This window comes from Enterobacter cloacae complex sp. ECC445 (genome assembly GCF_021892025.1).
Classification (GTDB): domain Bacteria; phylum Pseudomonadota; class Gammaproteobacteria; order Enterobacterales; family Enterobacteriaceae; genus Enterobacter; species Enterobacter chengduensis.
On record NZ_JAKLRZ010000001.1, the window covers coordinates 164534 to 189707 of the forward strand.

Here is a 25174-nt window from a genome sequence, read left to right on the forward strand (position 1 = left end):
GCCGGCCTAGCGCAGCGGCATGAGGGGCACGATGTGCCCGTTATGATGCGCTGGCGGGGAGGCGCTTCCCGCCAGCCACTTCGGAAAATCCCGCAGCGGCATGGGCCGCGCATAGAAAAACCCCTGCAGGACTGGCACGCCGTGACGGCGCAAATAGCGCGCCTGCTCCTCTGTTTCGACTCCTTCAGCCACCAGTTCAATATTCAGCCGCTGGCCCAGCGCAATAATCATATCCGTCACCGTGGAGTTCACGGCGTCAGTGCCGATGGCGGTGGTAAAGGACTGGTCGATTTTCAGCACGTCCGGATGCAGTTTTTCAAGCCAGGAGAGGGAGCTGTTCCCGGTGCCAAAATCGTCGATGGCGAGCTTTGCCCCTTTGCGATGCAGTTCGCGCACGATGCGATAATCCGCATCCATCAGCGCATCCCGTTCCGTAAGTTCAATCACCAGCTGCTGGCGCGGATCGGCGCTGAACCAGAGGCGGTTCAGGTCCTGAATCAACACCGCGTGACGGAAATGGCTGGCGGCGACGTTAATGCCGATGTGAAAACCGGCGCTGTTGGGGAAGTAGCCTATCTGGCGCACCGTTTCGGCGATGACGTAGCGGGTGAGGGGGATAATCTGGTTATGTTCTTCTGCCAGAGGGATAAACACCTCCGGGGCGATCCATCCCTGACGGGGGTTATTCCAGCGCAGCAGGATCTCCACGCCGGTGCACCCCTGGGTACGGGCATTCATCAGCGGCTGGCAGAAAAGCTCAAATTCCCGTCCCGCGATCCCCATATCGATCTCCCACGTGAAGCTCATGCGGTTTGCCGTTGCCAGCCAGGCGAGATAGCCCAGCACCAGGCTGAGCATGAGCCCCAGCGGCAGCTGGGCTGGCAGGCTTTTTAAGGCTAATTCTCCGGGGCCTGGCCCGCTGACCATAATGGTGAAGGGATGTTGGGTTGATGATTGCTGAAAAAGCGTCCCTTCCTCTTCAAACGTCAGGCTGTCGGTGACGCGTTGCCCATAGCGCAGAAAGCGATCGCCCACGGTCAGCGCCACGTCATTGATGAGCGGGCGCTGGGGCTCCAGGATCATTCTGGCGATCAGGTCGATATTGACGATCTCGATGACGCCTGCTTCACCGTCGGCAGATACGGGATCCCACTGGATCAATATCGGGCTGCCCTTAAGCAGCCACTCGTCTGTCGATAAAATCAGCTTCGCCGTGCTGGCGGGCAATTCTTTCAGGAAGTCACGAAGGGGCACATTGCGGCTCCCGAAGATGCTTGAGCAATACAGAACGCCGTCTTTAATCAGGGCGATGGAACGCACCGTCTGCAAAATGGCGGCCTGCTTTCGCAGCGTTAGCTGCGCCTGCGGGCAGGGCTGCCCCACCAGGGGCTGCAGCACGCCGCGCCGATTCTCTAAAGCAAGCAGTACGTTATCAAGGGCGCGCACGGTGTGGCGGGTAAAATCAAGGATCCGCTGTTGGTTAACATTCCGCTGTGAAATAAAGCGAATGCCCAGGGTCAGGATGAGCGTAAGGAGCGCAACCGTCACGCAGACGATAATGCGTTTTCGGCGATAGTTTTTAATGATCGTTTGTGCAGTTTGCATGAACGGTCGCCTGGTAAGCCACCAGCTACAAAAGCCGGACGCAACAGGAAAAGTGTAGTGGGGAAAGCAGCAGGAGACGAGGAATAAGAGGGAAAATCGCCCATCCGTTGCAGATGGGCGAAAGCGAGTATTAGTCGCACTGCACCTTGATGGCCAGGCCGCCACGGGACGTTTCGCGGTACTTCGCGTTCATGTCTTTGCCGGTTTCGTACATGGTTTCAATCACCTTATCCAGCGATACGCGCGGTTCGCTGGTACGGCGCATCGCCATACGCGAGGCGTTGATGGCTTTCACCGAGGCGATGGCGTTACGCTCGATGCACGGCACCTGCACCTGGCCCGCTACCGGGTCGCAGGTCAGACCGAGGTTATGTTCCATACCGATTTCAGCCGCCACGCAGACCTGCTCAGGGCTGGCGCCCAGCAGCTCTGCCAGACCCGCCGCCGCCATGGAGCAGGCTACGCCGACTTCACCCTGGCAGCCCACTTCCGCACCGGAAATGGAGGCATTCATCTTGTACAGCGCGCCGATAGCGCCTGCCGCCAGGAAATAGCGGATGTAGATGTCCGGCGTCACGGGCTCAATAAAGTGGTCGTAATACGCCAGCACGGCTGGAACGATACCGCAGGCACCGTTGGTTGGCGCCGTCACCACGCGTCCGCCGGCGGCGTTCTCTTCGTTAACCGCCAGGGCAAACATGTTGACCCAGTCGACCACGTTCATCGGGTCGTTGGAGAACTTGTCCGTGGTCACCAGCATACGGCGCAGGGCCGAGGCACGACGCGGCACGCGCAGTGGACCCGGCAGAACGCCTTCGGTGTTCATTCCGCGGTCGATACAGGCGCGCATGGTTTGCCAGACGTTCGCAAAATAGTCTTCAATATCTTTTTTGCTGTGCAGGGCCAGCTCGTTCTGCATCACCATGCCGGACAGGGACAGGCCGGTCTGCTTGCAGTAGCCCAGCATCTCGGTCGCCGATTTGAACGGGTACGGTACGCTGACGTCGCCGACGCTGTCTTTGCCAAAATGCTCTTCATCCACGATGAAGCCACCGCCGATGGAGTAATACGTTTTGCTGTAGATCTCTTTTTCACCGCTAAACGCGTGAATGGTCATGCCGTTTTCGTGCAGCGGCAGGTTGTCGCTGCGGAAACGCATGCCGTCATCCTGCGGGAAATCCACTTCCTGCTGGCCGTTTGCCAGCAGCAGGCGACCGCGTGTTTCCACGTCGCGGATGAATGCCGGGATGGCATCAATATCAACGGTATCCGGCATGTTGCCAGCCAGACCCATAATAATGGCGATATCGGTGTGGTGGCCTTTACCCGTTAAGGACAGCGAGCCATAAACGTCTACGGCAACGCGGGTAACGCTTTCCAGTAATCCTTTTTCGACCAGATCATCGACGAACTGTTTACCGGCCTTCATCGGGCCAACAGTATGGGAAGACGAAGGGCCAATTCCCACTTTGAACATGTCGAATATACTAATCACTTTCACACTCCTGACAGGGTTACCGGGGTTCCAGTAACGATGTTATAACTGCGCATAGTGTAAGAGGGAACACCGACCTCGGCTTAACTATTCACATGAATTAAACTAATGGTTAACGATGGGTTTTGCTAATAGCGCGACGCCGATCGCAAACCTGCAAAAAACGAGAGAATGTAAAGTATAGTCAAGGCTTCAGGCCGATTTGCAACGCCAGCTCGCGAATAATGCCCGCCGTCATGCCCCAGACAAAATAATGCTGATACCAGGACAACCAGACCCGATGGTCATGCCCGCGGCGCTGAATATCCAGCGGGTGATAGCGGCTCAGTCGGAGGGCTTCATCCAGCGGCATTTCAAACACCGCAGAGACTTCATCGACGCTGGCGTGATACTGCAGGCCCGGTGGGATAATGCCCACCACCGGCGTGACCTGAAAACCGGTGACGCTGTCGACGGGCGGCAGCACGCCGATCACCTCCACGGCCTCCGGCGGAATGGCAACCTCTTCCTGGGCTTCGCGCAGCGCGGCGGCAATCAGCGAGGCGTCGGTGCTGTCTACCGCGCCCCCCGGAAAGGCGACCTGTCCCGCGTGCTTGCGTAAATGGGGGGAACGCTGGGTGAGCAGCAGGCCCGGCTGCGCGCGTCGCACGACTGGGATCAGCACCGCCGCCTGACGCTGATTCAGCGCTTCGCGGTTGACCTGCGGTCGTAATAGCTGAAAGCGAGATAAAAAGTCATCCAGCGTCAGGTTCTCTTTTTCCACCCGTGATTACTCCAGTTGTTTCAGGATACGGTTAACCTTATCAAAGGTTTCCTGATATTCCGCATCGACCTGGCTATCGGCGACAATGCCGCCTCCGGCCGAACAGTAAAGATTGCCGTTACAGGCCGTCAGCGTGCGAATGGTAATGCTGGTATCCAGCGTGCCGCACAGGCTGATATAGCCGATGCTGCCGCACCAGGCGTTGCGGCGCTGCGGCTCCAGCTCATCGATAATCTCCATGGCCCGCACCTTTGGCGCGCCGGTGATGGAGCCGCCCGGGAACGCGGCGCGCAGCAGGTCGCAGGCCGTGCGCGAATCGGGCAGCCGCGCGGTAACGGTGCTGACCAGATGATGCACCGCCGGAAAAGGCTCGACGACAAACAGTTCCGGCACGCGGACGCTGCCCGGAACGGCCACCCGGCCAATGTCGTTACGCATCAGATCGACAATCATCAGGTTTTCGGCACGGTCCTTCGGGGAGCTGGCCAGCTTTTCCGCCTGCTGGCGGTCGGCGTCGGGATCGGCAAGACGCGGAAGGGTGCCTTTAATCGGACGCGTCTGGATCGCGCCCTCGGCCAGATGAATAAAGCGCTCGGGTGACAGGCTGAGTATGGCCCCCTGTTCCAGGCGCACAAACGCGCTGAACGGCGCCTTATTGCTGGCGTTAAGGCGGGTAAAGGCCTGCCACTCATCCCCCCGGTATGTCGCCTGGAAGCGCTGGGCGAGGTTCACCTGATAGCAGTCGCCGCTGTGCAGATAGGCCTGAACGCGCGAAAACTTTTCGCCATACTCCGCGGCGCTCATGTTTGATCGCCAGCCGGAGGTCAGCGCGAACGTTTCCGCCGGTGCCGGTTGTTGCGCATCAAGCCAGGCCAGACGCGCCTGCGCGTCACGATGGCTCAGCAGGGAAACCGTTTTTTTCTGATGATCGACAATTAACGCCCAGTCATACAGCCCCACGGCCATGTCGGGCAGGGGAATATCAGCCTTCGCATGCTCGGGCAGCGTTTCGAAACGGCGACCCAGATCGTAGCCAAACAGCCCCAGCGCGCCCCCCTGAAAAGGAAGGTCCGGGTTCGGTGTGGCAGATAAGCCCAGCGCGTTAATCGCCTGCTGAAGCTGCGCCAGCGGATCGTCCGTTAACGACAGATCGTCGGTAGTCAGCGTTTTTATCGGATCGGCGACCAGAATATCAAAGCGGCTATAGGGGTGGTCCGCATGGCCGGAGTGCAGCAGCATCGCAAACGGAAGATGGCTCAGGCGGGCAAACCAGAACTCAGCGGCGTCTGCGCGCCAGGGCAAGGTAATAACAGTGGGGAAGCGCATGTTCATGTGTGGCATACTACCGGGCAGCGTGAAATAATTAGCGCGAATAATTTAGCAGGAGTTGACGATGTTTGCAGGTTTACCTTCTCTGAGCCATGAACAGCAGCAGAAAGCGGTTGAGCGAATTCAGGAACTGATGTCCCAGGGGATGAGCAGCGGACAGGCGATTACCGTTGTCGCTGAGGAAATTCGCGCCAGTCATTCCGGCGAGCGGATCGTGGCGCGTTTCGAGGATGAAGATGAAGAGTAATCGGGCTTAAACCGCCGCGATAATCTTAATTTCAACCTTGTATTCCGGCTTCATCAGCGTGGCCTGTACGGTGCAGCGTACGGGCGCGTGACCCGCCACCACCCACGCATCCCAGGCTTTGTTCATTGCCGCGAAGTCTTCTTTGTTCGCCAGGAAAATTGTCGCATCCAGAATGCGGGATTTGTCGCTGCCCTGTTTTTCCAGCACCGCGTCAATCTGCGCCAGGGTGTTCGCCGTCTGCTCGAACGCGTCCGCGTCCAGGTTAGCCGGTACGCCGGTGTAGTAGAGCGTCTGGTTATGGATCACCACATCAGACCAGCGGGCTTCGGCATCAATGCGCACAATTGTCATAAACGTTTCCTCGTTATTTTTCGTCGTCAGGCCGCAAGACTGCCATATTGTTCCGGCGTCGTCACTATTTGGGGTGGCACAGGAGAGGATGGGCTGACATAATCCCTGTGCAAAAATACAGTGAGAGAGCACCGTGGCAGACGATTTTTCCCCTGAAGGTCAATTAGCGAAGGCGATTCCCGGCTTCAAACCCCGTGAGCCTCAGCGTCAGATGGCGCACGCCGTTGCGCGCGCCATCGATAAGGCTCAGCCGCTGGTGGTTGAAGCCGGTACCGGCACGGGTAAAACCTATGCTTACCTTGCGCCTGCGCTGCGGGCGAAAAAGAAGGTGATTATCTCCACCGGTTCGAAGGCGCTGCAGGATCAGCTCTACAGCCGCGATTTGCCCACGGTGGCAAAGGCGCTGAAATACAAAGGCCGTCTGGCGCTGCTGAAGGGGCGCTCCAACTATCTCTGCCTGGAGCGTCTTGAGCAGCAGGCGCTGGCGGGCGGCGACCTGCCGGTACAAACCCTCAGCGACGTGATTATCCTTCGCGCCTGGGCGAACCAGACCGAAGAGGGCGATATCAGCACCTGCGCGAGCGTGCCGGAAGACTCTCCCGCCTGGCCGCTGGTGACCAGCACCAACGACAACTGCCTCGGCAGCGACTGCCCGCTGTACAAAGACTGCTTTGTGGTGAAAGCGCGCAAAACGGCGATGGACGCGGATGTGGTGGTGGTGAACCACCACCTGTTCCTCGCGGATATGGTCGTCAAAGACAGCGGTTTTGGCGAGCTGATCCCGGAGGCGGACGTGATGATTTTCGACGAAGCCCACCAGCTTCCGGACATCGCCAGCCAGTACTTCGGCCAGTCGCTCTCCAGCCGCCAGCTTCAGGATCTGGCGAAAGATTTCACCATCGCTTACCGGACCGAACTCAAAGATACCCAGCAGCTGCAGAAGTGCGCCGACCGCCTGGCGCAGAGCGCGCAGGATTTCCGCTTGCAGCTCGGCGAGCCGGGCTATCGCGGCAACCTGCGCGAGCTGCTGGCGGACAAAAACATCCAGCGCGCGCTGCTGCTGCTCGATGATGCCCTCGAACTCTGCTACGACGTGGCGAAGCTGTCGCTTGGCCGCTCGGCGCTGCTGGATGCCGCCTTCGAGCGCGCCACCTTGTATCGCGGCCGCCTGAAACGGCTGAAGGAGATTAACCAGCCGGGCTACAGCTACTGGTATGAATGCACCTCGCGCCATTTCACCCTGGCGCTTACGCCGCTGACGGTGGCGGATAAGTTTAAAGAGGTGATGGCGCAAAAGCCGGGAAGCTGGATCTTTACCTCGGCAACCCTGTCGGTGAATGACGATCTGCACCACTTTACCGAGCGCCTCGGCATTGAGGAGGCGGAGTCGCTGCTGCTGCCCAGCCCGTTTGATTATGAAAAACAGGCGCTGCTCTGCGTCCCGCGTAATTTACCGCTGCCGAACCAGCCGGGCGCGGCGCGCCATCTGGCCGCGATGTTAAAACCGATGATCGAGGCTAACAACGGCCGCTGCTTTATGCTCTGTACCTCTCACGCCATGATGCGCGATCTCGCCGAGCAGTTCCGCGCCACCATGACGCTGCCGGTGCTGCTGCAGGGCGAAACCAGCAAAGGCCAGCTGCTCCAGCAGTTTGTCAGCGCCGGTAATGCCCTGCTGGTCGCCACCAGCAGCTTCTGGGAAGGGGTGGACGTGCGGGGAGACACCCTCTCGCTGGTGATCATTGATAAGCTGCCGTTTACCTCCCCGGACGATCCGCTCCTGAAGGCGCGCATGGAAGACTGCCGCCTGCGCGGGGGGGACCCGTTTGACGAGGTGCAGCTGCCGGAGGCGGTGATTACCCTCAAGCAGGGGGTAGGGCGACTCATCCGCGACGTCACCGATCGCGGCGTGCTGGTCATTTGCGATAACCGGCTGGTGATGCGCCCTTACGGGGCAACCTTCCTCGCCAGCCTGCCGCCCGCGCCGCGCACGCGGGACATAAAACGCGCGGTGCGCTTCCTGGCAAACCCAACGGCGGAGTAATTTACACCGGAGTGTGCTAAGATGCGCGCCATTTTGTGACTGACCCTTGCGAGAGCGCGACGACCGATGCGAATTCTGGCTATAGATACCGCGACAGAGGCTTGCTCTGTCGCTCTGTTGAACGACGGTGCTGTTTCTGCCCATTTCGAAGAGTGCCCTCGGGAACACACCCAACGCATTCTGCCCCTGGTAAAAGCCATTTTAACCCAGGGGAATACCTCCTTAACCGACCTCGACGCGCTGGCCTTTGGCCGCGGCCCGGGCAGCTTTACGGGCGTACGTATCGGGATTGGCATTGCCCAGGGGCTGGCGCTGGGCGCTGACCTGCCGATGATCGGCGTCTCTACCCTCGCCACCATGGCGCAGGGCGCGTGGCGCATGACCGGGGCAACGCGCGTGCTGGCCGCAATTGATGCCCGCATGGGCGAAGTGTACTGGGCCGAATACACCCGCGACGCGCAGGGCGTGTGGCACGGTGAAGAGACGGAAGCCGTGCTTAAGCCTGAAGCGGTCACTGAACGGCTGCAGCAGCTGTCCGGTGAGTGGGCAACCGTCGGCACCGGCTGGCCGGCGTGGCCGGAGATGGCAAATAACACCGGGGTGACGCTGGTGGACGGCAATATGCTTCTGCCTGCCGCGGAAGATATGCTTCCGATTGCCTGTCAGCTGCTCGCAGCAGGAAAAACCGTTGCCGTTGAACACGCGGAGCCGGTTTATTTGCGAAACACCGTTGCGTGGAAGAAACTTCCGGGCCGCGAGTGAATCTCAGTAACAGGAACTGAGAAAAAGGAGTCGCATCATGGCGGTTCAGACTAAAGTAGTACGCCTTATTATGGCAGGCGCGTTTGCCATAGCACTGAGCGGATGCGTTTCCGTTCCTGATGCGATTAAGGGCAGTAGCCCGACGCCCCAGCAGGATCTGGTACGGGTAATGAATGCGCCTGAGCTGTACGTCGGCCAGGAAGCGCGCTTTGGCGGCAAGGTGATAGAAGTGCAAAACCAGCAGGGGAAAACCCGCCTGGAGATCGCGACCGTTCCGCTGGACAGCGGCGCTCGGCCTGTCCTGGGCGAGGCCTCTCTGGGGCGTATCTATGCGGACGTCAGTGGTTTCCTCGACCCGGTCGATTTTCGCGGGCAGCTGGTGACCGTCGTGGGGCCCATTACCGGCACCGTGCAGGGCAAAATCGGCAACTCGCCCTATAAATTTATGACCATGCAGGTCAACGGTTACAAACGCTGGCGGCTGGCACAGCAGGTGATCATGCCGCCTCAGCCGATCGATCCGTGGATGTGGGGTCCACATCCTTATCGTTACGGCTACCCTGGCTGGGGTTGGTATAACCCGGGCCCGGCACAGGTTCAGACGATCGTTACTGAGTAACTTACTGTTATTGTTGGAAAAGAGACAGCGGCTCAGCCGCTGTCTCTGTTTTTTTACGGATAAAACGAAAAAAAAGAGTGACGCGCTTCGCAACCTTAAATCTGAACAATTAATAAACTGGTACGCTGAGTTAATATAATGTTAACAAACTGTTTATTATCGGGGTTGTGATGACGACGAACACTCATTTCAGAGGTGATGCATTGAAGAAGGTTTGGCTTAACCGTTATCCCGCAGATGTTCCTGCTGAGATCAATCCTGACCGTTATCAATCCCTGGTGGAATTATTTGAACACTCGGTAAGGCGCTACGCGGACCAGCCCGCATTTGTGAATATGGGCGAGGTGATGACGTTCCGTAAGCTTGAGGAGCGTAGCCGGGCGTTTGCGGCCTATCTGCAGGAAGGGCTGGGGCTGCAAAAAGGGGACCGCGTCGCGCTGATGATGCCGAACCTGCTGCAATACCCGGTGGCGCTGTTCGGCATCCTGCGAGCCGGGATGATTGTCGTCAACGTCAACCCGCTGTACACCCCGCGCGAGCTGGAGCACCAGCTGAATGACAGCGGCGCGACCGCGATCGTCATTGTGTCCAACTTTGCCCATACGCTGGAAAAGGTGGTCGACAAAACCCAGGTGAAACACGTCATCCTGACGCGCATGGGGGATCAGCTCTCCACCGCCAAAGGCACGCTGGTTAACTTTGTCGTCAAATACGTCAAACGTCTGGTGCCAAAATACCATCTGCCGGACGCCATCTCCTTCCGCCGCGCGCTGCATGCGGGTTACCGTATGCAGTATGTGAAACCCGAAGTGGTCGCGGAAGATCTTGCGTTTCTGCAATACACAGGCGGCACCACCGGCGTGGCCAAAGGCGCGATGCTGACCCACCGCAACATGCTGGCGAATCTGGAACAGGTTAACGCCACCTACGGTCCGCTGCTGCATCCGGGTAAAGAGCTGGTGATCACCGCGCTGCCGCTGTATCACATTTTCGCGCTGACCATGAACTGCCTGCTGTTTATCGAGCTGGGCGGGCAAAACGTCTTAATCACCAACCCGCGAGATATTCCGGGACTGGTGAAAGAGCTGGCAAAATATCCGTTCACCGCCATGACCGGGGTAAACACCCTGTTCAACGCGCTGCTGAATAACAAAGAGTTCCAGCAGCTGGACTTCTCCACGCTGCACCTCTCAGCGGGCGGCGGCATGCCGGTTCAGCAGGCGGTGGCCGAGCGCTGGGTGAAGCTCACCGGTCAGTATCTGCTGGAGGGCTACGGCCTGACGGAATGCGCGCCGCTGGTCAGCGTTAACCCGCATGATATCGACTATCACAGCGGGAGCATCGGTCTGCCTGTGCCTTCCACCGAGGCCAAGCTGGTCGATGATAACGATAACGAAGTCGCGCCGGGCGAGCCGGGCGAGCTGTGCGTCAAAGGTCCACAGGTGATGCTGGGATACTGGCAGCGTCCCGATGCGACCGATGAAATCATCAAAGACGGCTGGCTGCACACCGGTGATATTGCGGTGATGGATGACGAGGGCTTCCTGCGCATCGTCGATCGCAAGAAAGACATGATCCTGGTCTCCGGCTTCAACGTCTATCCGAATGAGATCGAAGACGTGGTTATGCAGCACAGCGGCGTGCTCGAAGTCGCCGCAGTCGGCGTGCCTTCCGGCAGCAGCGGCGAAGCGGTCAAGATATTTGTGGTCAAGAAGGATCCTTCACTCACGGAAGAAGAGCTGGTAACGTTCTGCCGTCGTCAGCTAACGGGCTACAAGGTGCCGAAGCTGGTTGAATTCCGCGATGAGCTGCCGAAATCCAACGTCGGAAAGATATTACGACGAGAATTACGTGACGAAGCCCGTGCCAAAGTAGACAATAAGGCCTGAGCTTCACGCTAATCGCCCAGACGCCGGTTAAGCCGGCGTTTTTTATGGGCGCAAACAAAAGAGAATCCGTTTTGAATTACCAGATGATCACCACCAACGACGAGCTGGCTTCGCTGTGCGAAGTGACGCGCGACTTTCCTGCCATTGCCCTGGATACCGAGTTTGTCCGTACCCGGACGTACTATCCGCAGCTGGGGTTGATTCAGATGTTCGACGGTAAACACGTGTCGCTGATCGACCCGCTCGGCATTACCGACTGGACGCCGATGCGTGACCTGCTGCTCGATACCGCCGTGACGAAATACCTGCACGCGGGCAGTGAAGATCTGGAAGTCTTTCTGAACACGTTTGGCATTATGCCCCAGCCGCTGATAGATACGCAGATCCTCGCGGCCTTCAGCGGCCGTCCGCTTTCGTGGGGCTTCGCCGCCATGGTGGAGGAGTACACGGGCCTGGCGCTGGATAAAAGCGAATCCCGTACCGACTGGCTGGCGCGTCCGCTAACCGCGCGTCAGCTGGAGTATGCGGCGGCTGACGTGTTTTATCTGCTGCCGATTGCCGGACAGCTGATGAAAGAGGCAGAAGCCTCCGGCTGGCTGCCTGCGGCGCTCGACGAGTGCCGTATGACCCAGCAGCGCCGTCAGGAAGTGGTGGACCCGAAAGAGGCCTGGCGCGACATCAGCAACGCCTGGCAGCTGCGTACGCGCCAGCTGGCGTGCCTGCAGCTGCTGGCCGACTGGCGCTTGCGTAAAGCGCGCGAGCGCGACCTGGCGGTTAACTTTGTGGTTCGCGAAGAACACCTCTGGGCGGTCGCGCGCTATATGCCGGGCAGCCTGGGCGAGCTGGACAGCATTGGGCTTTCGGGCAGCGAGATCCGCTTCCACGGCAAAACCCTGCTGGCGCTGGTCGCTAAAGCGAAGGAGCTGCCGGAAGAGGCGCTGCCGGAACCGCTGCTGAACCTGATGGATATGCCGGGCTATCGCAAAGCGTTTAAGGATATCAAGGCGCTGGTGCAGGACGTTGCCGCGGAAAGCAAGCTGAGCGCGGAGCTGCTCGCCTCACGTCGTCAAATTAACCAGCTGCTGAACGGGCACTGGAAGCTGAAGCCGCAGAGCGGCGTGCCGGAAATGCTGGCGGGATGGCGCGGGAAATTGATGGCCGATCGCCTGAATACGCTGCTGGAAGCCTACCCACGCTAAAGACGTGTAGCCCCGGAAAGCGCAGCGCCACCGGGGAAATTGCCGGGCGGCGCGACGCTTGCCCGGCCTACAAAATCACAAACGAATTAACGCGACTCTTCCGCTTCCGGGAGCGTTACGTTCAGCTCCAGAATCGAAATATCCCCGTCTTTTTGTTCCAGCTGCACCGTCACCATCTCCGGGTCAATCTGCACATATTTGCAGATCACTTCCAGAATGTCCTTGCGCAGCTGGGGCAGGTAGTGAGGCTCGGCGTCGCTACGACGACGCTCCGCAACGATGATTTGCAAACGTTCTTTTGCGATGTTGGCGGTGTTCTTTTTCCGCGAGAGAAAAAAGTCCAGTAATGCCATAACTTATCCTCCGAACAGGCGTTTGAGGAAACCTTTCTTCTCTTCTTCAATGAAGCGGAAAGGACGTTCTTCTCCCAGCAGACGGTCAACGGTATCGGCGTAAGCTTTACCTGCATCTGCCATTGTATCAAGGATCACTGGCTCGCCCTGGTTAGAGGCGCGCAGCACGGACTGGTCTTCCGGGATAACGCCCACCAGCTTGATGCGCAGGATCTCCAGCACGTCTTCCATGCTCAGCATGTCACCTTTGTTCACGCGGCCCGGATTGTAGCGGGTGAGCAGCAGGTGTTCTTTAATCGGATCTTCGCCATTTTCCGCACGGCGGGATTTAGAGGCGAGGATCCCCAGAATGCGGTCTGAGTCACGCACGGATGAAACTTCAGGGTTGGTGGTGATGATGGCTTCATCAGCGAAATAGAGCGCCATCAGGGCACCGGTTTCGATGCCGGCAGGAGAGTCGCAGACAATGAAGTCGAACTCCATTTTCTTCAGCTCGTCGAGCACCTTTTCCACCCCTTCACGGGTCAGGGCGTCTTTGTCACGCGTCTGAGAGGCCGGGAGGATGTAAAGGTTCTCGGTGCGCTTGTCTTTAATCATCGCCTGGTTCAGCGTGGCATCGCCCTGAATGACGTTCACGAAGTCATACACGACGCGACGCTCACATCCCATGATGAGGTCGAGGTTACGCAGGCCGATATCGAAGTCGATAACGACGGTTTTCTTTCCCTTCTGGGCCAAACCTGTAGCGATGGCCGCGCTGGAGGTGGTCTTGCCAACGCCTCCTTTACCCGAAGTAACAACAATAATGCGTGCCATAGAAATTCCTTGTTAAAAAGGGATCAATTCAACGGTTGAACGGTCAACGCGTCGTCTGCCAGCAGCAGGCGAGCCGCTTTGCCATAAAATTCGGCTGGGATCTTGTCGCTCAGCCAATATTCACCTGCGATGGACACCAGTTCCGCCGTCAGATGAGTACAAAATATTTGCGCATCTCTATCGCCACTTGCCCCTGCGAGCGCACGTCCACGCATCATACCGTATACGTGAATATTGCCATCTGCAATCAGCTCAGCGCCAGCACTGACGTGGCTTGTAACAATCAGATCACAGTTTGGTGCATAAATGCGCTGACCGGAACGAACCGGCACATCAATCATTCGCGTTTTTGTGATGTTTGTAACGTTTTGCACCGCAGGAGGGGGCGTCTGGACGGCAGCGGGTGCCGCCCGGGGGGCTTTTTCTTTGCCTTCATTCAGAAGCGGCAGCCCCGCACGGTCAATTTCCGCTTTCAGCTCGGTATCTTTGCAGCCGCTGATGCCCACGATACGCAGTCCGGTTGAGGAGACGGCCTGCTGGAGCAATGTCCAGTTAACCGGTGCCTCAAGACCGCTGACGTTAATAACAACAGGGGCGTGCTTCAGAAAGGCGGGAGCCTGGGCGATTTTGTCTTCTAACGCCTGACGAATAACCTCGGGTTTTGCATCATGCAAATGTACCACTGATAAGGTGAAGCTACTGCCTTTAAGCTCGATGGGCGTGTTTGACATCCTGGCCTTACTCAATTTGCTATTAACCGCAACCATTCGCTGCGATATTCCGAAGAGTATCAGGCATGTTATAGTCAGGAGTATATTGAGGCAAGCAACCACCCATTAATTCAGAGTAAAAACATGTTTTGTGTGATCTACAGAAGTACAAGCCGTGACCAGACCTATCTTTATGTCGAAAAGAAAGACGATTTTTCACGCGTGCCTGAAGAATTAATGAAGAGCTTTGGCCGACCACAGCTGGCGATGCTGCTGCCGCTGGACGGTCGTAAGAAACTGATTAATGCCGATCTGGATAAAGTGAAAACGGCCTTAGCCGAGCAGGGCTATTATTTACAGCTTCCGCCGCCGCCCGAGAATTTATTAAAACAGCATCTTGAGGCGAACGGTAAAAAATAGTCTCAGCTGTTTTTAAGCACAACACATCAACCGTTTAGGGGTCGACCATGTATCAACATCATAACTGGCAAGGTGCATTACTGGATTATCCCGTCAGCAAAGTGGTCTGCGTGGGCAGCAACTACGCAAAACATATTCAGGAGATGGGCAGCGCGACGCCAGAAGAGCCGGTCCTGTTCATTAAGCCTGAAACGGCGCTTTGCGATATCCGTCAGCCGCTGGCGCTGCCGCAGGGGCTGGGCTCGGTGCATCACGAAGTTGAGCTCGCCGTGCTGATCGGCGCGACGCTGCGTCAGGCCTCCGAAGAACATGTCCAGAAAGCGATTGCCGGCTACGGCGTGGCGCTGGATCTGACCCTGCGTGACGTGCAGGGCAAAATGAAGAAAGCCGGGCAGCCGTGGGAAAAAGCCAAAGGGTTTGATAATTCCTGCCCGATTTCGGCGTTTGTGCCGGTGAGCGAGTTTACCGGCGATCCGCAGAACACGCCGCTCAGCCTGAAGATCAACGGCGAAATCCGCCAGCAGGGCACCACCGCAGACATGATCCATAAGATTGTGCCGCTGATCGCCTATATGAGCCGCTTCTTTACCCTGAAACCGGGTGATGTGATCCTGACCGGGACGCCAGAAGGCGTTGGGCCGCTGCTCAGCGGTGATGAGCTTGAGGTCGGTTTTAACGGCCTGTCGCTGAAAACCCGGGTGCTGTAACCCCATCTTGCCGCCTGAAGAGGGCGGCAAAACTTGCAACAACGTGCCAGACTCGTTATAAGGTGCGCTTTCTTTTGACGTGTGGACATCCTGATGAACGACATCCCTTTCTGGCAAAGCAAAACTCTCGACGACATGACTGACGCGGAATGGGAATCATTGTGCGACGGCTGCGGGCAGTGCTGCCTGCACAAGCTGATGGATGAAGATACGGACGAAATCTACTTCACCAACGTGGCCTGCAAGCAGCTAAATATTAAAACCTGCCAGTGCCGTAACTATGAGCGCCGCTTTGAATTCGAACCGGACTGCATCAAGTTAACCCGGGATAATCTGCCGACGTTTGAATGGCTGCCGCATACCTGCGCCTATCGCCTGCTGGCCGAAGGGAAAGACTTACCGGCCTGGCACCCGCTGCTGACGGGGTCAAAAGCGGCGATGCACGGCGAGCGCATTTCCGTGCGCCACATTGCGGTGAAAGAGTCCGAGGTGCGGGACTGGGAAGACCACATTATGAATCACCCGACCCGTTGAGATGAAAAAACCCGCCGAGGCGGGTTTTTTATTGTGCGCTGTTGTGTCGGGTGGCGCTGCGCTTACCCGACCTACAAAACCGTAGGCCCGCGCAAGCGAAGCGCCGCCGGGCAAATTAGCGCCCGAACAAGTCGCGTTTCTTCGGCTTGAACGGCTGGGCAATCAGCACCAGCAGCGCCACGACGAAGTAGGCGACAAAAATCCCCACCAGCCACTGCGGCATCTCCAGGGTCAGGAATTCCCACTGGCGAACGGAGCAGTCACCGGAGGCAACAAACACCTGCGGCAGCCATTTGTCCAGCGGCAGCCAGCTCGGGAAGCGGGCGGCGAAATCACAGGTCATGAACGGCGACGGGTGCAGCTGCATCATGGTGTGCTGCCAGGAGAGCTCAATACCTTTCCAGGCGCTGTACAGCCAGATAGCAATCCCCGCATAGCGCAGCGGCGATTTTGGCGCAATTGCACCCACCAGGCCTGCGCCCATAATGCCGAACAGGGCGCAGCGCTCGTAAATGCACAGCACGCAGGGTTTCAGCCCCATGACATGCTGGAACCACAGCGCGACCATCTCCAGCGCAAAGGCGGTCAGGGCCATCAACAACCAGGCTCCGCGACCGCGGGAGCACTGGTTTAAAAATCTCAACATAATCATTTCCCTGGAACATGCTTAGAAAGCGCAGTGTAAACGAATTTTAGTGCGCCGCAAGTATACCCGCTTGTATCAACCATTGCGTACAGGGAATGAGGGTAATTTTGACGCAAAGCAATCCCACTATCGTGAGCACCAGCGTGTAGGGCAGCGCCATCCACACCATCCTGCCATAAGAAAGTCGTATGAGCGGCGCGAGGGCGGAGGTCAGCAGGAACAGGAACGCGGCCTGACCGTTTGGCGTCGCCACCGACGGCAGGTTGGTGCCGGTATTGATCGCCACCGCCAGCAGCTCAAACTGCCCGGCACTGATGACGCCTTGCTCCATGGCCGCTTTGGCCTCGTTGATGTAGACCGTCCCGACAAAGACGTTATCTGAAATTGACGAGAGCAGTCCGTTAAACAGATAAAACAGCGAGAGCTGAGCGTCCGGCGACGCCTGTAAAACAAAGGCAATAATCGGCGCGAACAGGTGCTGGTCGATAATCACCGCCACGACGGCAAAGAACACCGCCAGCAGGGCGGTAAACGGCAGGGCTTCGGTAAACGCCTTGCCGATGGCATGTTCGTCCGTCACGCCGGTAAAGCTGGTGGCGAGAATAATGACGGACAGGCCAATCAGCCCCACTTCGGCAAGATGGAGCGCCAGCGCGGCGATAAGCCAGACGCCGATGACCCCCTGCGCAATCAGTCGCAGCGTCTCCTGGCGCGTCCGCTGGCTGCGGCTCTGCAGATCGAATTTATGCAGCTCCTGACGCACCGGATCCGGGAGCTGTGCCCCGTAGCCAAAGAGGCGAAACTTCTCCACCAGCAGACAGGTCGCCAGGCCGAAGAAAAGCACCGGTACGCTCACGGGTGCCATTCTCAGGAAAAACTCACCGAAGTGCCAGCCTGCCGCTTTGGCAATGATCAGGTTTTGCGGCTCGCCCACCATGGTCATCACGCCGCCCAGGGCGGTACCGACCCCGGCATGCATCATCAGGCTGCGCAGAAACGCGCGGAACTGTTCCAGCACGTCACGGTTATGCGCCTCGACGTGGCTGTCATCCTGTAAATCATCGCTCGGGCGGGACGACGCCACGCGGTGGTAAATGCCGTAAAACCCGACGGCGACGCTGATCACCACCGCGACGACCGTCAGCGCGTCCAGGAAGGCCGACAGAAAGGCTGCCGCAAGGCAAAACGCCAGCGAGAGGAACATTTTCGACGGTATGCTGAGCAGCAGACGCGTGAAGATAAACAGCAGCAACTGTTTCATGAAGTAGATGCCCGCCACCATAAACATCAGCAGCAGAAGCACTTCAAGATTTGAGGCCAGTTCTGCTTTGACGTGTTCTGCCGACGTCATACCGATGACGACGGCTTCAAACGCCAGCAGTCCGCCCGGCAGCAGGGGATAACACTTTAGCGCCATCGCCAGGGTGAAGATAAATTCCGCCACCAGCAGCCACCCGGCAATGAACGGGCTCACGCTAAAGAGAAGGGGGTTAACGACCAGGAACACCAGAAGAATAAGTTTGTACCAGTCCGGAGACTGGCCTAAAAAATTGCGCCACAGCGCGCGGCCAAAAGAAATTTCCACGACAGACGTCCTTCCCCGTCAAGTAAGACAAAACACCAGTATACGCAAAAATCGCGGCCAGCAGGCGGATAAGGCTCGATTGTAAATTTCACAAAAATGAAACGGCGATCCCTCTTTTCTCACTTTGCCGTGCTACCTGCTACTGCGCGCCTCTGGTATGATGAGTCCAATTTGCTAAAGCTGTGTAATGGAAATCTCACTATGGTCATTAAGGCGCAGAGCCCGGCGGGTTTCGCGGAAGAGTACATCATTGAAAGCATCTGGAATAATCGTTTCCCTGCGGGGTCCATTCTTCCGGCTGAACGCGAACTCTCTGAACTGATTGGCGTCACCCGCACCACGCTGCGTGAAGTGCTCCAGCGGCTGGCGCGCGATGGCTGGTTGACGATCCAGCACGGCAAGCCCACCAAAGTGAACAACTTCTGGGAAACGTCCGGGCTGAACATTCTTGAAACGCTGGCGCGTCTTGACCATGAAAGCGTGCCGCAGCTGATTGATAATCTGCTCTCCGTGCGCACCAACATTGCGACGATCTTCATCCGTACGGCCTTCCGTCAGCATCCGGAAGACGCCCTCGCGGTGCTGGCCACCGCGAATGAGGTTGAAGATCACGCCGACGCGTTTGCCACCCTCGATTACAACGTGTTTCGCGGCCTGGCGTTTGCCTCCGGCAACCCGGTGTATGGCCTGATCCTCAACGGTATGAAGGGGCTTTACACACGAATCGGCCGCCACTACTTTGCCAATCCGGAAGCGCGTAGCCTGGCGCTGGGGTTCTACCATAAGCTCAGCAAGCTCTGTACCGAAGGCCTGCACGATCAGGTTTATGAGACGGTGCGCCGCTACGGTCATGATTCCGGTGAAATCTGGCACCGTATGCAGAAAACGCTGCCGGGCGATTTGGCGATTCAGAGTCGCTAAAAGAAAAAACCTCTCGTATGAGAGGTTTTTTTTCGCCCGGTGGCGCTTCGCTTACCGGGCCTACGGGTTTTGTAGGCCGGGTAAGGCGTAGCCGCCACCCGGCAAAAAACTACAGCGTATTCAACCGCGCCGGGCAACGCTCCAGCAGCTCGACGCTCCCGTCTTCGTTCTGCTGCTCGAGCTGCACGTCAAAGCCCCACAGGCGATGAACATGCTTGAGCACCTCTTTACGTCCTTTATCCAGCGGCGCGCGATTGTGCGGGATATAGCGCAGCGTCAGGGAGCGGTCGCCGCGTAAATCCACGTTCCACACCTGAATATTCGGTTCAAGGTTGCTCAGGTTGTACTGGGAAGAGAGGCGAGAGCGGATCTCGCGGTATCCCTCCTCGTTGTGGATCGCGGAGATCTCCAGAAAGTTGTTGCGGTCATCGTCCAGCACGGTGAAGAAGCGGAAATCACGCATGATCTTCGGCGACATAAACTGGCTGATGAAGCTCTCATCCTTGAAGTCACGCATCGCAAAGTGCAGCGTTTCCAGCCAGTCGGAGCCGGCGATATCCGGGAACCAGTACCTGTCTTCTTCCGTCGGCGACTGGCAGATGCGCTTAATGTCCTGGAACATGGCGAAACCAAGGGCATACGGGTTAATGCCGCTGTACCACGGGCTGTTGTAGGGCGGCTGGAACACCACGTTGGTATGGCTGTGAAGGAATTCCATCATGAACCGCTCGGTGACTTTCCCCTCGTCGTACAGATGGTTAAGGATGGTGTAGTGCCAGAAGGTCGCCCAGCCTTCGTTCATCACCTGCGTCTGCTTTTGCGGATAAAAATACTGGCTCACCTTGCGGACGATGCGCAGGATCTCACGCTGCCACGGCTCCAGCAGCGGGGCGTTCTTCTCCATAAAATAGAGCAGGTTTTCCTGCGGCTCGGATGGATAGCGACGCGCTTCAGCGATCGTTTTTTCTTCCTCACGCTTCGGTAGGGTGCGCCACAGCATGTTCACCTGGCTTTGCAGGTACTCCTCGCGGCTTTTCTGCCGGGCCTTCTCCTCCTGAAGGGAGATTTTCTGCGGGCGTTTGTAGCGGTCCACGCCGTAGTTCATCAGCGCGTGGCAGGAGTCGAGCAGTTTTTCCACTTCGTCCACGCCGTAGCGCTCTTCGCAGTCGGTAATGTATTTACGGGCGAAAATCAGGTAATCGACGATGGAGCTGGCATCCGTCCAGCTGCGGAACAGGTAGTTATTCTTGAAAAAGGAGTTGTGCCCGTAGCAGGCGTGCGCCATCACCAGCGCCTGCATGGTAATGGTGTTCTCTTCCATTAAGTAGGCGATGCACGGATTGGAGTTAATCACAATCTCATACGCCAGCCCCTGCTGGCCGTGCTTGTACAGCCGCTCCGTTTCAATAAATTTTTTACCAAACGACCAGTGCGGGTAGTTAATCGGCATCCCGACGCTGGAGTAGGCATCCATCATCTGTTCGGACGTAATGACTTCAATCTGATGGGGATAGGTATCCAGACGATAGAGTTTTGCGACCCGGTCGATTTCGGCGAGGTAGACATCCAGCAGCTCGAAGGTCCAGTCGGGTCCATCGCTGAGACGTGTGTTGTCCTTGTTCAGGGAATCAATAGTAGCCATTAGCGCGCCCTCGTTGTGGGTGCTCTCTCTGTCTGGAGAGCCTCCTTTCAAGCATAGATCAACGTGTTAAAAAGCGTGCTGGGGCAGAAATTTTTTCTTTGCGATTTCGCGTTTTTGATACGGCAAAAAAACGGTATCCCTCAGCATATTATGCTGGTTAAAAATAACGCGCAGCAGGAGATCCCAAATTAGCGCTATCCCCTGATGCTGGGGGATGTGTGAGGTAAGTCACCATAAAAAAGTCGTATGTTGAATAATATTTTCAACTAGGTTATCAATCTGTAATTAGAAGATTGTTCTTTTGCACATAATGGAGTGGCTATGCGTGTTGTCATACTGGGAAGTGGTGTCGTTGGGGTAACCAGCGCCTGGTATTTAAGCCAGGCGGGACATGACGTCACCGTTATCGATCGTGAATCCGGTCCGGCGCTTGAAACCAGCGCGGCGAACGCCGGGCAAATCTCTCCCGGCTATGCGGCACCGTGGGCTGCCCCGGGCGTTCCGCTGAAGGCGATTAAATGGATGTTCCAGCGCCACGCGCCCCTGGCCATCAGCCTTGACGGCACGCCGTTCCAGCTGAAGTGGATGTGGCAGATGCTGCGCAACTGCGACACTCGCCACTACATGGAAAACAAAGGGCGTATGGTGCGCCTGGCGGAATACAGCCGTGACTGCCTGAAAGCGCTGCGCGCGTCGACGGGCATTGAGTATGAAGGCCGCCAGGGCGGGACGCTGCAGCTGTTCCGCACTGAACAACAGTACGAAAACGCCACCCGCGATATCGCCGTGCTGGAAGATGCCGGCGTTCCGTATCAGCTGCTGGAGGCCAGCCAGCTGGGGCAGGTGGAGCCCGCGCTGGCGGAAGTGGAGCATAAGCTGACGGGCGGCCTGCGCCTGCCGAATGACGAAACCGGCGATTGCCAGCTCTTTACCCAACGTCTGGCGCAGATGTGCGAGCAGGCGGGAGTGAAGTTCCGCTTTAACACCGCGGTCGACAAGCTGCTGTCGGAAGGGGAAAAAATTTACGGCGTGAAGTGCGGCGACGAGGTGATCAAAGCCGATGCCTACGTCATGGCGTTTGGTTCGTACTCCACCGCGATGCTGAAAGGCATTCTCGATATTCCGGTCTACCCGCTGAAGGGCTACTCGCTGACCATTCCGGTAAAAGAAGAGAGCGGCGCTCCGGTGTCGACCATACTCGATGAAACGTACAAAATCGCCATTACCCGCTTCGATAACCGCATCCGCGTTGGCGGCATGGCGGAGATTGTCGGCTTCAACACCGAGCTGCTGCAGCCGCGGCGTGAAACGCTGGAGATGGTAGTGGGCGATCTCTTCCCGCGCGGCGGCTTTGTTGAGCAGGCGACGTTCTGGACCGGGCTGCGCCCGATGACGCCGGACGGCACGCCGATCGTGGGCCGCACGCCGTATAAAAACCTGTGGACCAACACCGGGCACGGCACGCTGGGCTGGACGATGGCCTGCGGATCGGGCCAGCTGCTCAGCGACCTGATCTCCGGGCGCACGCCGGCCATTCCGTTTGACGATTTAAGCGCCGCGCGCTATCAATCGGGGTTTACGCCGTCGCGTCCACAGCACCTGCACGGCGCGCATAGCTAAGGAGTTGTCATGTCCCGTCCCGTTCTGGCCCAACTGAACCTGCAGGCCCTGAAGGATAACCTGCAAATTGTTCGCCGGGCGGCACCCGGCGCACGCGTCTGGTCGGTGGTGAAGGCCAATGCCTACGGACACGGCATTGACCGTATCTGGAGCGCGCTGAGCGCCACCGACGGCTTTGCGCTACTGAATCTGGAAGAGGCTATTCTGCTGCGCGAGCGCGGCTGGAAAGGGCCGATACTGCTGCTGGAGGGCTTCTTCCACGCGGACGATCTGCCTCTGCTGGACAAGTACCGTCTGACCACCAGCGTTCACAGCAACTGGCAGATTAAGGCGATTCAGGACGCGAAGCTCCACGCGCCGCTGGATATCTATCTCAAGGTGAACAGCGGCATGAACCGCCTGGGCTTTCAGCCTGAGCGGGTGCATACGGTGTGGCAGCAGCTGCGCGCCCTGAAAAACGTGGGCGAAATGACGCTGATGGCGCACTTCGCCGATGCGGAAAAACCGGAGGGCATTGTCGATGCCATGGTCCGCATCGAGCAGGCGGCAGAGGGGCTGGACTGCCCGCGCTCGCTGTCGAACTCGGCGGCCACGCTGTGGCATCCCGAGGCGCACTATAACTGGGTGCGTCCGGGGATCGTTCTGTACGGCGCATCGCCCTCAGGCCAGTGGCAGGATATTGCCAACAGCGGCCTGAGGCCGGTGATGACCCTGCGCAGCGAGATCATTGGCGTGCAGACGCTGAAGGCCGGTGACGCGGTGGGCTACGGCAGCCGCTACCGGGCGAAAGGCGAGCAGCGGATTGGCATCGTGGCGGGCGGCTATGCCGACGGCTACCCGCGCATTGCGCCGACCGGCACGCCGGTTTGGGTTGATGGGGTCCGCACGGGAACGGTAGGCACCGTATCAATGGACATGCTGGCCGTTGACCTGACGCCCTGCCCGCAGGCGGGCATCGGTTCGCCGGTCGAGCTGTGGGGTAACGAAATCAAAATTGATGACGTGGCGGCCGCAGCGGGCACGGTGGGGTATGAACTCATGTGCGCCCTGGCGCCGAGAGTGCCGGTTGTGACGGTGTAACGAATATTTGTGTCGGGTGGCGGCTTCGCCTTACCCGACCTGCAAAACCCTCGAACGTAGGCCGGGTAAGCGTTAGCGCCACCCGGCAAAAAACCGCTATTCCGCGTCCTCTTCCATCGGCCTTAAACCGACTTTCCGCACCGCGTTATCTTCTTTCTCTGCTACCGTCCAGATCATCCCGGCAAACTCCACCTGATCGCCCACCACCGGCGCAGCGCCCAGCCGCTGCTGGATGATTTCGCCCAGCGTCTGCTGGTTATCACCGTCTTCAGCGCCTTCGTCCAGGCCGTAAATCAGCGCCACATCGGCAAACCTGGCGCTGGCTTCCAGAATAAAATCGCCGAAGAAACGCTGGTCCAGCGCCACCGGAGGCGACTGGCTGAACAGCTTGCCCAGCGCGGGCAGGTCGCGCTCGCGGCCAATCACGCACAGAATATCCCCTTCACGCAGGCGGGTGCTGCCGGTAGGGTGCAGCAGGACATTGTCGCGGAACAGGGCGGCAATGCGGGTTTCGGCAGGCATGTGCAGATCGCGCAGCGACGCGCCCACGCACCATTTGTCAGCGCTCAACTGATAGACGAACTGTTCCCACGGATTTTCCGGATGAATGTCGAGCCCCACGCGGGAAACGGGCCAGCCCACGGGAGGCACCACGACTTTGGCTTTTTTCGCCGCCCACCCGAGGGAGGTCCCCTGGAACAGCAGCGAAATCAGCACCACGAAGAACGCCACGTTAAAGAACAGCCGGGCGTTATCCAGACCCGCCATCATCGGGAAGACGGCCAGGATAATCGGCACCGCGCCGCGCAGGCCTACCCAGCTGATAAAGACGCGCTCGCGCAGGTTGAACCCGCGAAACGGCAGCAGCCCGGCAAACACCGACAGCGGGCGGGCGAAGAAGATCATCCATGCGGAGAGCAGAAGCGCCGGAACGGCGATCGGCAGCAGGTCCGATGGCGTCACCAGCAGCCCCAGCACCAGGAACATGCCGATCTGCGCCAGCCACGCCAGGCCGTCGAAGTTCTGCAAAATGGCATGACGGTTACGAATCGGGCGGTTGCCCATCAGGAACCCGCAGAGGTAGACGGCGAGAATACCGCTGCCGTCCAGCGCGGTGGTAACGGCGAAAATGAGGATGCCGCCGCTCAGCGCCAGCAGGGGGTAAAGCCCCGCGGGCAGCGAGATGCGGTTGATGGTCTGCTGTAGCAGGTATCCCCCCGCCAGGCCGATAACAATCCCCAGCCCGAACTGCTGCAGGATATGCCAGGCAAACGTCCAGCTCAGGCCCGTCTCGTGCTGCTGGATCATCTCGATAAGCGTGATGGTGAGAAATACCGCCATCGGATCGTTACTGCCGGATTCAATCTCAAGCGTGGAGCCGACGCGTTCGTTAAGCCCTTTTCCGCCGAGCAGGGAAAACACCGCTGCCGCATCGGTTGACCCCACGATGGCGCCAATCAGCAAACCTTCCATGATGTTGAGGTGGAAAAGCCACGCGGCCATCATTCCGGTGAGGCCAGAGGTAATCAACACGCCGACCGTGGCGAGCGACAGCGCGGGCCCCAGGGCCACGCGGAAGGAGCTCGCCTGGGTGCGCATCCCGCCGTCCAGCAGGATCACCGCCAGCGCGAGGTTACTCACCATGTAGGCGAAAGGGTAGTTATCGAATGGGATACCGCCAATACCATCGATGCCGGCCAGCATGCCGATGGCGAGGAAAATGACAAGAATAGGTATGCCGAGACGCGATGAAAATGAACTTAATAAAATACTGCTGGTTACAAGGACGGAACCCAAAATGAAAAGGCTGATTATCGCTGCGGCATCCAATGTTCTC

Annotated in this window: 24 protein-coding genes; 12 read left to right on the top strand and 12 right to left on the bottom strand. The window is 58.2% G+C overall.

All coding sequences use genetic code 11. The features are described from left to right. Window positions 1-6: 6 nt before the first annotated feature. The 4 genes from L6R44_RS00825 to pabB form a co-directional block, all read right to left on the bottom strand. Window positions 7-1605 (bottom strand): EAL domain-containing protein, encoded by a 1599-nt coding sequence (locus L6R44_RS00825; RefSeq protein ID WP_237422925.1) that lies wholly within the window; start codon window positions 1603-1605, stop codon window positions 7-9. 130 nt (window positions 1606-1735) lie between these two features. Next, complete coding sequence (sdaA, locus tag L6R44_RS00830) at window positions 1736-3100, bottom strand: L-serine ammonia-lyase (RefSeq protein WP_237422926.1); 1365 nt, start codon at window positions 3098-3100, stop codon at window positions 1736-1738. 184 nt (window positions 3101-3284) lie between these two features. Next, complete coding sequence (locus L6R44_RS00835) at window positions 3285-3863, bottom strand: CoA pyrophosphatase (protein WP_237422927.1); 579 nt, start codon at window positions 3861-3863, stop codon at window positions 3285-3287. A 6-nt stretch (window positions 3864-3869) separates the two neighbouring features. Continuing rightward, window positions 3870-5195 carry an aminodeoxychorismate synthase component 1 gene (gene pabB / locus L6R44_RS00840; RefSeq protein WP_237422989.1) on the bottom strand — a complete coding sequence of 442 codons (1326 nt, stop codon included), beginning with the start codon at window positions 5193-5195 and terminating at the stop codon, window positions 3870-3872. A 61-nt stretch (window positions 5196-5256) separates the two neighbouring features. Here pabB and L6R44_RS00845 point away from each other — a divergent pair, with 61 nt between their 5' ends. After that, entirely contained in the window at window positions 5257-5439 is a 183-nt protein-coding gene (locus L6R44_RS00845) for a YoaH family protein (RefSeq protein WP_047652296.1), read from the top strand. Window positions 5440-5445: 6 nt separating this feature from the next. Here L6R44_RS00845 and L6R44_RS00850 read toward each other — a convergent pair whose 3' ends face one another. Further along, window positions 5446-5790: a RidA family protein gene (locus tag L6R44_RS00850; protein WP_023312193.1), complete on the bottom strand. Its 345-nt coding sequence runs from the start codon at window positions 5788-5790 to the stop codon at window positions 5446-5448. A 133-nt stretch (window positions 5791-5923) separates the two neighbouring features. Between L6R44_RS00850 and L6R44_RS00855 the strand changes: the two genes are divergently transcribed. The 5 genes from L6R44_RS00855 (at window position 5924) to rnd (ending at window position 12303) form a co-directional block, all read left to right on the top strand. Beyond that, complete coding sequence (locus L6R44_RS00855) at window positions 5924-7834, top strand: ATP-dependent DNA helicase (protein ID WP_032641221.1); 1911 nt, start codon at window positions 5924-5926, stop codon at window positions 7832-7834. Window positions 7835-7900: 66 nt separating this feature from the next. After that, entirely contained in the window at window positions 7901-8596 is a 696-nt protein-coding gene (gene tsaB / locus L6R44_RS00860; protein ID WP_237422928.1) for a tRNA (adenosine(37)-N6)-threonylcarbamoyltransferase complex dimerization subunit type 1 TsaB, read from the top strand. A 37-nt stretch (window positions 8597-8633) separates the two neighbouring features. Beyond that, window positions 8634-9215, top strand: coding sequence for a Slp family lipoprotein (locus tag L6R44_RS00865; RefSeq protein WP_237422929.1), 582 nt, complete (start codon window positions 8634-8636; stop codon window positions 9213-9215). Between the two features lie 203 nt (window positions 9216-9418). Then, entirely contained in the window at window positions 9419-11104 is a 1686-nt protein-coding gene (gene fadD / locus L6R44_RS00870) for a long-chain-fatty-acid--CoA ligase FadD (protein WP_237422930.1), read from the top strand. 71 nt (window positions 11105-11175) lie between these two features. After that, entirely contained in the window at window positions 11176-12303 is a 1128-nt protein-coding gene (gene rnd / locus L6R44_RS00875) for a ribonuclease D (RefSeq protein ID WP_237422990.1), read from the top strand. Window positions 12304-12389: 86 nt separating this feature from the next. Here rnd and minE read toward each other — a convergent pair whose 3' ends face one another. Genes minE through minC form a run of 3 tightly spaced genes read right to left on the bottom strand, consistent with a single transcriptional unit; the run spans window position 12390 to window position 14203 of the window. Further along, complete coding sequence (gene minE, locus L6R44_RS00880) at window positions 12390-12656, bottom strand: cell division topological specificity factor MinE (protein ID WP_024909868.1); 267 nt, start codon at window positions 12654-12656, stop codon at window positions 12390-12392. A 3-nt stretch (window positions 12657-12659) separates the two neighbouring features. Beyond that, window positions 12660-13472 carry a septum site-determining protein MinD gene (minD, locus tag L6R44_RS00885; protein WP_104950716.1) on the bottom strand — a complete coding sequence of 271 codons (813 nt, stop codon included), beginning with the start codon at window positions 13470-13472 and terminating at the stop codon, window positions 12660-12662. A 23-nt stretch (window positions 13473-13495) separates the two neighbouring features. After that, window positions 13496-14203 (bottom strand): septum site-determining protein MinC, encoded by a 708-nt coding sequence (gene minC / locus L6R44_RS00890; protein WP_237422991.1) that lies wholly within the window; start codon window positions 14201-14203, stop codon window positions 13496-13498. 123 nt (window positions 14204-14326) lie between these two features. Here minC and L6R44_RS00895 point away from each other — a divergent pair, with 123 nt between their 5' ends. The 3 genes from L6R44_RS00895 (at window position 14327) to L6R44_RS00905 (ending at window position 15843) form a co-directional block, all read left to right on the top strand. Beyond that, window positions 14327-14602, top strand: coding sequence for a YcgL domain-containing protein (locus L6R44_RS00895; protein ID WP_032641206.1), 276 nt, complete (start codon window positions 14327-14329; stop codon window positions 14600-14602). A gap of 47 nt (window positions 14603-14649) precedes the next feature. Then, window positions 14650-15309 carry a fumarylacetoacetate hydrolase family protein gene (locus L6R44_RS00900; protein WP_237422931.1) on the top strand — a complete coding sequence of 220 codons (660 nt, stop codon included), beginning with the start codon at window positions 14650-14652 and terminating at the stop codon, window positions 15307-15309. Window positions 15310-15402: 93 nt separating this feature from the next. Then, window positions 15403-15843 (top strand): YcgN family cysteine cluster protein, encoded by a 441-nt coding sequence (locus L6R44_RS00905; RefSeq protein WP_045908282.1) that lies wholly within the window; start codon window positions 15403-15405, stop codon window positions 15841-15843. 115 nt (window positions 15844-15958) lie between these two features. Here L6R44_RS00905 and dsbB read toward each other — a convergent pair whose 3' ends face one another. Beyond that, window positions 15959-16489, bottom strand: coding sequence for a disulfide bond formation protein DsbB (dsbB, locus tag L6R44_RS00910; protein WP_032641201.1), 531 nt, complete (start codon window positions 16487-16489; stop codon window positions 15959-15961). A gap of 46 nt (window positions 16490-16535) precedes the next feature. Beyond that, a complete protein-coding gene (nhaB, locus tag L6R44_RS00915; RefSeq protein WP_032641198.1) occupies window positions 16536-18074 on the bottom strand; it encodes a Na(+)/H(+) antiporter NhaB in 1539 nt (512 codons plus the stop codon). Window positions 18075-18275: 201 nt separating this feature from the next. Between nhaB and fadR the strand changes: the two genes are divergently transcribed. Next, a complete protein-coding gene (fadR, locus tag L6R44_RS00920; RefSeq protein WP_024909809.1) occupies window positions 18276-18995 on the top strand; it encodes a fatty acid metabolism transcriptional regulator FadR in 720 nt (239 codons plus the stop codon). Window positions 18996-19104: 109 nt separating this feature from the next. On the opposite strand, the gene L6R44_RS00925 is transcribed toward fadR, so the two are convergent. After that, the gene (locus L6R44_RS00925) at window positions 19105-20637 is read right to left on the bottom strand and encodes a SpoVR family protein (protein ID WP_032641194.1); all 1533 of its coding nucleotides are present in this window, start codon (window positions 20635-20637) and stop codon (window positions 19105-19107) included. 321 nt (window positions 20638-20958) lie between these two features. On the opposite strand from L6R44_RS00925, the gene L6R44_RS00930 reads away from it, so the two are divergent. After that, on the top strand, window positions 20959-22257 hold the full coding sequence (locus L6R44_RS00930; RefSeq protein WP_237422932.1) for a D-amino acid dehydrogenase: 1299 nt from the start codon (window positions 20959-20961) through the stop codon (window positions 22255-22257). Window positions 22258-22266: 9 nt separating this feature from the next. After that, window positions 22267-23337: a catabolic alanine racemase DadX gene (dadX, locus tag L6R44_RS00935; RefSeq protein WP_237422933.1), complete on the top strand. Its 1071-nt coding sequence runs from the start codon at window positions 22267-22269 to the stop codon at window positions 23335-23337. A 96-nt stretch (window positions 23338-23433) separates the two neighbouring features. Here dadX and L6R44_RS00940 read toward each other — a convergent pair whose 3' ends face one another. Next, window positions 23434-25167 (bottom strand): potassium/proton antiporter, encoded by a 1734-nt coding sequence (locus L6R44_RS00940; protein WP_032641185.1) that lies wholly within the window; start codon window positions 25165-25167, stop codon window positions 23434-23436. Window positions 25168-25174: the final 7 nt, after the last annotated feature.